Annotated in this window: 7 protein-coding genes and 6 tRNA genes; 8 read left to right on the forward strand and 5 right to left on the reverse strand. The window is 74.8% G+C overall.

The genetic code is table 11. From position 1 onward, the window contains the following. Positions 1 to 352 (reverse strand): hypothetical protein (locus ACFXAM_RS36830; protein WP_380298070.1); only part of this gene is annotated, 352 nt, incomplete at its 3' end. Positions 353 to 486: 134 nt separating this feature from the next. Here ACFXAM_RS36830 and ACFXAM_RS36835 point away from each other — a divergent pair. Next, positions 487 to 987 (forward strand): DsbA family protein, encoded by a 501-nt coding sequence (locus tag ACFXAM_RS36835; protein ID WP_380298072.1) that lies wholly within the window; start codon positions 487 to 489, stop codon positions 985 to 987. Between the two features lie 44 nt (positions 988 to 1,031). Here ACFXAM_RS36835 and ACFXAM_RS36840 read toward each other — a convergent pair whose 3' ends face one another. From ACFXAM_RS36840 to ACFXAM_RS36850, 3 genes are all read right to left on the reverse strand, one after another. After that, entirely contained in the window at positions 1,032 to 1,874 is an 843-nt protein-coding gene (locus tag ACFXAM_RS36840; RefSeq protein WP_380298074.1) for a GNAT family N-acetyltransferase, read from the reverse strand. A 106-nt stretch (positions 1,875 to 1,980) separates the two neighbouring features. Further along, positions 1,981 to 2,811 carry an aminotransferase class IV gene (locus ACFXAM_RS36845; protein ID WP_380298075.1) on the reverse strand — a complete coding sequence of 277 codons (831 nt, stop codon included), beginning with the start codon at positions 2,809 to 2,811 and terminating at the stop codon, positions 1,981 to 1,983. Between the two features lie 94 nt (positions 2,812 to 2,905). Continuing rightward, positions 2,906 to 3,967 (reverse strand): chorismate-binding protein, encoded by a 1,062-nt coding sequence (locus ACFXAM_RS36850; RefSeq protein ID WP_380298076.1) that lies wholly within the window; start codon positions 3,965 to 3,967, stop codon positions 2,906 to 2,908. A gap of 302 nt (positions 3,968 to 4,269) precedes the next feature. Between ACFXAM_RS36850 and ACFXAM_RS36855 the strand changes: the two genes are divergently transcribed. The 6 genes from ACFXAM_RS36855 (at position 4,270) to ACFXAM_RS36880 (ending at position 4,905) form a co-directional block, all read left to right on the forward strand. Further along, positions 4,270 to 4,342 (forward strand) — tRNA-Gly (locus ACFXAM_RS36855). A 40-nt stretch (positions 4,343 to 4,382) separates the two neighbouring features. Next, positions 4,383 to 4,456, forward strand: a tRNA-Cys gene (locus ACFXAM_RS36860). Between the two features lie 34 nt (positions 4,457 to 4,490). After that, positions 4,491 to 4,565 (forward strand) — tRNA-Val (locus tag ACFXAM_RS36865). 28 nt (positions 4,566 to 4,593) lie between these two features. Then, a tRNA-Val gene (locus ACFXAM_RS36870) sits at positions 4,594 to 4,665 on the forward strand. Between the two features lie 55 nt (positions 4,666 to 4,720). Continuing rightward, positions 4,721 to 4,792: transfer RNA gene (locus ACFXAM_RS36875), tRNA-Val, on the forward strand. Between the two features lie 41 nt (positions 4,793 to 4,833). Beyond that, positions 4,834 to 4,905 (forward strand) — tRNA-Val (locus tag ACFXAM_RS36880). A 279-nt stretch (positions 4,906 to 5,184) separates the two neighbouring features. Here the strand turns inward: ACFXAM_RS36880 and ACFXAM_RS36885 are convergent. Then, positions 5,185 to 5,385, reverse strand: a complete 201-nt coding sequence (locus tag ACFXAM_RS36885; protein WP_380298078.1) for a hypothetical protein — start codon at positions 5,383 to 5,385, stop codon at positions 5,185 to 5,187. Between the two features lie 432 nt (positions 5,386 to 5,817). Between ACFXAM_RS36885 and ACFXAM_RS36890 the strand changes: the two genes are divergently transcribed. Beyond that, the coding region (locus tag ACFXAM_RS36890; protein WP_380298079.1) for a serine/threonine-protein kinase at positions 5,818 to 6,899 on the forward strand (1,082 nt) is incomplete at its 3' end.

A 6,899-nucleotide genomic window follows, 5' to 3' on the forward strand; every position in this document is an offset into this window, starting at 1 on the left:
CGGCCGGACGCGCCGGGGCGGGCCCGGCGGCCGGCGTCGCGGCCTCACGGCCCTCGGTCACGGCGCCGCGCCGCCCCACCCAGCGGGTGGTGACGAGCAGCCCCACGGAGACCGCCAGCAGCACGATGCCGGTCCACACCCGGGGGTCGAAGACCAGCTTGACCGCCCAGTCGGCGATCTCGTCGCCGATCGTGCGGGCCACCGGGAACAGGCCGGTCAGATAGAGACCGGCGGGCAGCAGCGCGACGGCGAACCAGCGGGTCGCGGACAGGAAGCGCCGGCGGTAGGCCCGCAGGCCCGCCACGGCCACGCCCGCCGCCGTCAGGGCGAAGGCCGCCGCCGCCGTCAGCACGGCCGCCTCCCGAACGCCGTCACTCCGGCCGTCGGACTGGTCATCTCGTCGGACCTCCCATCGCTCCGGTCTGGTGGACTGCGCGGACCCGGCCGCCGGAACGGCACAGGCCCCACTGGTGGAACACTGGGGGCATGATCGAAGGTTCCCTCCCCCGTCTTGAGTTCTGGTGCGAGCTCCAGTGCCCGGACTGCCGCACCGCCCTCGCCGACGTCCGCGCGCTGCGCGCCCGCTACGGCGACGCGCTGCCGGTCGAGCTGCGGCACTTCCCGCTGGAGAAGCACAAGTACGCCTACCCCGCCGCCGAGGCGGCCGAGGAGGCGTTCGCCCAGGGGCTCGGCTGGCCGTTCGTCGAGGCGCTGCTGGAGCGGGTGGCGGACCTGGAGGCGCGCGGCACCGAGGTCCTGCTGGAGGTGGCCCGGGAGGTCGGGGTGGACGCCGAGGAGGTGGACACCGCGCTGGTGGACGGACGGCACATGCTGACCGTGGACGCCGACCAGGCCGAGGGCCGGGCGATCGGCGTCAGCGGCACGCCGACGTACGTGGTCGCCGGGCAGCGCCTGGACGGCGGGCAGAGCCAGGACGGCCTGCTGGAGCGCGTCATCGCCGCCGTGGAGGCCGGCAAGGCCTCCTGACCCCACGCGTCACCGCTCGCCCTCCGCCACCCGCGTCCCGCCGCTCACAGCAGCGGTTTGCCGTAGACCCGGTTGGTGACCCGGTAGCCGAGCGACTCGTAGAGGCAGAGCGCGACCTCGTTGCCGCTGAAGACGTTCAGCCCGAGGTCACGGACGCCCGCCGACAGGCACTCGCGCTCGGCCAGGCGCATCAGCGTCCGGCCGTGGCCGCGGCCCCGGTGGGCGTCCGCCACCTCGACCACCATGACCCACGCCAGCGGGGCGCCCTCGGGCAGCTCGCGCAGCCGCAGCGCCAGCCAGAGCGAGCCCAGCGGCTCCTCCCCCGCCCCGTACAGCCGGCGCAGCGCGACCCCCGGGGTGTCCGCGCCCTGCGGCAGGAGTCTCGCGTGGTCGGCGTCGGACTTGGCGCGGGCCTCGTCCTCGCCGAGGCCGGAGGCGCGCAGGTCGTGCAGGTAGCCGGCCTTGGCCTCGGCCAGCCAGGCGGGGAACTCGTCGGCGCCGAGCGGGCGCGCGGCGGTGCCCGGCGGCAGGGCGGGGGCCGTTTCCAGCCGTTTGACCATGTTCCGCATCCGCTCGGTGTAGCCGAGGGTGACCGCGAGGGAGCGGGCGACCTGCGCGCCCTCGGGGATGTCGGCGTCCACCCGGGTGCAGCCCCAGCCGCGCAGCACCTCCTCGGCGGCCAGCGCGCCGATCGTCCCGCGCCCCCGGCCGCGCCCGCTGCGCACCTCCAACTCCGCTATCTCGCCCCAGAGTTGGTTGCCACGCGGGACGGCGGTGGTGCGCAGGCCGCCGACCGGGCGGCCGTTGACGCAGATCTGCCAGCGCCGGGTGCGGCCGCCGGCGGGGGTGGGGGTCTCCGGGCTCTCGGGGCGCAGCGTGGTGGTCATGTCGGGGTCCCTTCCCCGCTGCCCGGGTCTTCTACCGGTCGGAGCCGCCCCGGGACTCCGCCGTTCCGCCGGAGGGGTTCTCCGGCGGGGACGGCGGGCGGGGTGCTCAGGGGTCGAGGTCGTCGCCGCTGCGCTGGGCGAAGAGGGCCATCGCCTTGGCGGTGACCGGGCCGGGGCCGGGCAGTTCGCGGTCGTCGACGCGGGTGACGGCCTGGACGTCGCGCAGGGAGGAGGTCAGGAAGATCTCCTCGGCCTCCTGGAGGGCGTCGAGCGGGAGGTCGGCCTCCTCGGCGCCGCACCACTCGACGACGAGCTGCCGGGTGATGCCGGCCAGGCAGCCGGAGGCGAGCGGCGGGGTGAGCAGGCGGCCGCCGAGGACGACGAAGACGTTGGAGCCGGTGCCCTCGCAGAGCCGGCCGGCGGTGTTGGCGAGCAGGGCCTCGGAGGCACCGGCGCGGTGGGCGGCGGCGAGGGCGACGACGTTCTCGGCGTAGGAGGTGGTCTTGAGGCCGGCGACGGCACTGTGCTCGTTGCGGCGCCAGGGGACGACCGTGACGGCAGTGGTGTCGGGGCGGCGGGTGGCGGTGCCGAGGGAGGCGACCAGGGTGGGACCGCCGTCGCCGCGCTCGGAGCCGAGCGGCGCGGTGCCGCCGGTGCAGGTGATGCGCAGGCGGCCGAGCGGCATCGGGTTGGCGGCGAGGACGGCGGCGCAGGCCTCGCGGACCAGGTCGCGGTCGGGGTCGGGCAGGCCGAGGCCGCGGGCGGAGCGGGTGAGCCGCTCCAGGTGGCGGGTGACGGCGAAGGCCCGGCCGTCGACGGCCTTCATGGTCTCGAAGACGCCGTCGCCGGTGGTGAGTCCGTGGTCGAGGACGGACAGGGCCGGGTCGGCGGAGTCGACGAGGGTGCCGTTGACCCAGCTGGTGGTGGGGTGCTGCATCGCGGGGTGCTCCTCGCGGGACGGGCGCGGGCCGGCCGGCTGCGGGTGGCGGCGGGTCCGGTCCGTGTCGGGTCGGGTTCGATCCGGGGCGGGTTCAGTCGGTGTGGGGCGGGGTGTCGGTGCCCGACGCTATCGCGACCAGGCGGGCGGCCTTCAGCTCGGTTTCCGCCCATTCGCGGTCGGGGTCGGAGCCCCAGGTGATCCCGGCTCCGGTCCCGAAGCGCAGCTCGGGCGCCCCGGGGTCGGTCCGGTCGATCCAGAAGGTGCGGATGCCGACGGCGAGTTCGCCCTCGCCGCGGTCGGCGTCGACCCAGCCGACGGCGCCGCAGTAGGGGCCGCGCGGGGCGGTCTCCAGGGATTCGATGATCCGCAGGGCGCTGGACTTGGGGGCGCCGGTGACGGAGCCGGGCGGGAAGGTGGCGGCGAGCAGTTCGGGCCAGCCGGCGCCGGGGCGCAGGGTGCCCTCGACGGTGGAGACCAGGTGGACCAGGCCGGGGTGCTTCTCGACCGCGCACAGGTCGGGCACGGTGACGGTGCCGGTGGCGCAGACCCGGCCGAGGTCGTTGCGGACCAGGTCGACGATCATCACGTTCTCGGCGTGGTCCTTGTCGAGCAGGTCGTGCTCGGTGCGCCCGGTGCCCTTGATCGGGCCGGAGGAGACGGTGCGGCCGGTGCGGCGCAGGTAGAGCTCGGGGGAGGCGGTGGCGATCTCCACGCCGTGGCCGGGCAGCCGGATCGTTCCCGCGTAGGGGGCCGGGTTGCCGTGGGCGAGCAGTCCGGTGAGGGCGTCGACGTCGGTGCGGGCGGGGTCGGGCAACGGTGCGGAGAGCACCCGGCAGAGGTTGGCCTGGTAGACCTCGCCGGCCGCGATGTGCTCGCGGACGCGGCGCACGCCCGCGACGTAGGCGGCGCGGTCGAGCGAGCTGCGCCAGTCCCCGGCGGCCGGGCCGAGCCAGCCGGCGCCGGAGGGCGGGGCGGGGGCCGGGCGGACGTCGTCGAAGCGGGCGCAGGTGAGCAGGCCCTCGAAGTCGTAGGCGACGGCCCACCAGCCGGTGGAGTCCAGGGCGGCGGGGTCGGAGGTGACGTCGCGCAGCCCGGTGGCGAGGCGGCCGCCGAAGCGGGCGAGGGGGTGCTGGGGGTCGGGGTGGCCGGACACGGTTCTCCTGCGCGGGGCTCTGCTCGGGTGGCGGTGCCTGAAGTGTAGGTCGGGGGGCGTGAGCAGATCCGGGGGTCGCGCGGGCGTACGCCGGGTGACCTGCGGGTGTCACTCAGGGTGCCGGTCCGCCCGCGCCAGGGCCGTCCGGGCCGGTCGGCGCCGGGGCGCGCGGAGGGTGTCCGGCGCCGACCGGCCGGGCATGCTGCGGGAACGGATTTTTAGCTGGCCCGGGAATCCGCTAGAGTTCAACACGTCGCCAGGGAGCGCAGCCGGGAAAACCGGTGAAGATCCCGGGGAGACAGGCGGACGTGGCTCAGTTGGTAGAGCATCACCTTGCCAAGGTGAGGGTCGCGAGTTCGAATCTCGTCGTCCGCTCGGAGAAGGACAGTGTAAGATCGTCCTTCGAGTGTTGCCTGGTGGAGTGGCCGAGAGGCGAGGCAACGGCCTGCAAAGCCGTCTACACGGGTTCAAATCCCGTCTCCACCTCCAAGAGGCTCGCCCGGCTCTGCCGGGTGGCCTCCCCGCGCGATTAGCTCAGCGGGAGAGCACTACCTTGACACGGTAGGGGTCACTGGTTCAATCCCAGTATCGCGCACCATGCCCGGCCCTGCCGGACACCTTCCCAGGCGCGATTAGCTCAGCGGGAGAGCACCACCTTGACACGGTGGGGGTCACTGGTTCAATCCCAGTATCGCGCACGTCGGACCTTCCGGATCCTCGGATCCTGGGGTTCGCTGCGGTAGCACCGCACCGGCGCGATTAGCTCAGCGGGAGAGCACTACCTTGACACGGTAGGGGTCACTGGTTCAATCCCAGTATCGCGCACGTCGGGTCCTCCGGGGCCTGCTGCACAACCGCCTGACCAGGCGCGATTAGCTCAGCGGGAGAGCACTACCTTGACACGGTAGGGGTCACTGGTTCAATCCCAGTATCGCGCACAGTGACGGCCGGGGCCGCGACTCACCACGAGTCGCGGCCCCGGCCGTTTCGGCGTGCTCCGGGATTCGGGAGGGGCCGGCGGCCCGCGGGGAACGCAGAAGAGCCGCGTACGGTCGCCCTCACCGACGTCCGTACGCGGCGTCTCCGCCTGCCGGGGCGCTCTGCGCGCCGCTCTCGCCCGTCCGCGGTCATCGCGGGCGCGGCCTCCCCGGCGGCACTGGTTCCCCGTCCCCAGGGGATCAGTGCCCGCTCCGTGGGCACCCTCGGTGCCCGGCCGGTCAGTGGCCGATCAACTCGGCCACCGCCTGCGCCTGGTTGGCCATCTGCTCCCACCCGCCGAACAGGACCGCCAGCAGCACCGCGCAGGGCAGTGCCATGGCCACCGCCACCGCGGGGTGCCGGGTGGGCTCGGTGGCCCCGGGCTGGGTGAAGGCCGGCCGACGTCGCCGGGAGGTGGATCCCGTGGGCTGCGGTGCCATGCCCTTGACTCCTGTTTCGTGAGCTCGGCCGGTGGATGGACGGTGGTGCACGTGGACGCGGTGGACGGCTTACCTCGGGGGACGAGCTCCCCGTCCACCGCTGAGAACAACGGTATGGCGGGAGGGGGTTGGCGGGCGTCATGCCGTCGTACTGTTCTCCTGGCCTCCAGGAGGATGATGATCAGACCTGGGGCCTACTACCGCAGGGGGAGACGCCCGCACCACGGTCCCAGGGGAACCCTGAGGGGGAACCCCGAGAAACGGTTCGGCAGCCCACCACCCGATGGCCGGTCCAAGATCCGACAATCGGACGGTGGCTTGAGGTGTTGCGTATCAGCACACCGCAGCGGGCAGTCCGTAAGCTGTGCCCGACAGGAACTGACGACGCCCCATCCGACGGGGCCTCACCCACAGTCTGACGGGGAAACGAGAATGGCGATGATGCGGCTGCGGCGTGAGGACCCCCGCATCGTCGGGCCGTACCGCCTGCACCGTCGGCTGGGAGCCGGCGGCATGGGCGTGGTCTACCTGGGGTCGGACCGCCGGGGGCAGCGCGTCGCGCTCAAGCTGATCCGCTCCGAGCTGGCCGAGGACGTCGAGTTCCGCACCCGCTTCGCCCGCGAGATCGCCGCCGCCTCCCGGATCCGCGGCGGTTGCACCGCCCGCGTCATGGGCTCCGACATCGAGGCCGACCGGCCCTGGCTGGCCACCGCGTACGTCCCCGGGCCCTCGCTGTACAAGCGGGTCGGCGACGAGGGGGCGCTCGGCTGGCCCGAGGTCGCCCGGATCGGGGCCGCGCTCGCCGACGGACTGGTCAAGGTCCACGAGGCCGGCGTCGTCCACCGCGACCTCAAGCCGTCCAACATCCTGCTCTCCCCGCGCGGGCCGCGCATCATCGACTTCGGCATCGCCTGGTCGCGCGGCGCCAGCACGCTCACCCACGTCGGCACCGCCGTCGGCTCGCCCGGCTTCCTCGCCCCCGAGCAGGTCCGGGGGGCGGCCGTCACGCCCGCGACCGACGTCTTCGCCTTCGGCGCGACCCTCGCGTACGCGCTCACCGGGGACAGCCCGTTCGGCTCCGGGGCCTCCTCGGAGGTCATGCTCTACCGCGTCGTCCACGAGGAGCCCGACCTCTCGGCGGTGCCGCCGCAGCTGGCGCCGCTGATCCGGGCCTGCCTGGCCAAGGAGCCCGCCGAGCGGCCCGGCGCGGCCGCACTGCACGAGCGGCTCAGCGAACTGGCCGCGCGCGGCGGGGCGGGCCAGGGCTCCGGCGGACCGTTCGGCCGCGGGCGCGGCACCGCACGCGGCCAGGCCGGGGCCGCCGGGGTGGCGGCCGCGGACCGGGGCGGGGTGGCGGGGCGCCCGGGACAGCCCGCCTACCAGGGGCAGCCCCCGGGGCGTCCGGGACCGCAGGGACATCCGGCGCGTCCGGCCGGGCCGGTGCCGCCCGCCCCGCCGGCCGCCGCGCCGCGGGGCGTCCCCGCTCCCGGGCGGGCACCCGAGCAGGCCCCCGC

Source organism: Kitasatospora sp. NPDC059462, assembly GCF_042749955.1.
GTDB lineage: Bacteria > Actinomycetota > Actinomycetes > Streptomycetales > Streptomycetaceae > Kitasatospora.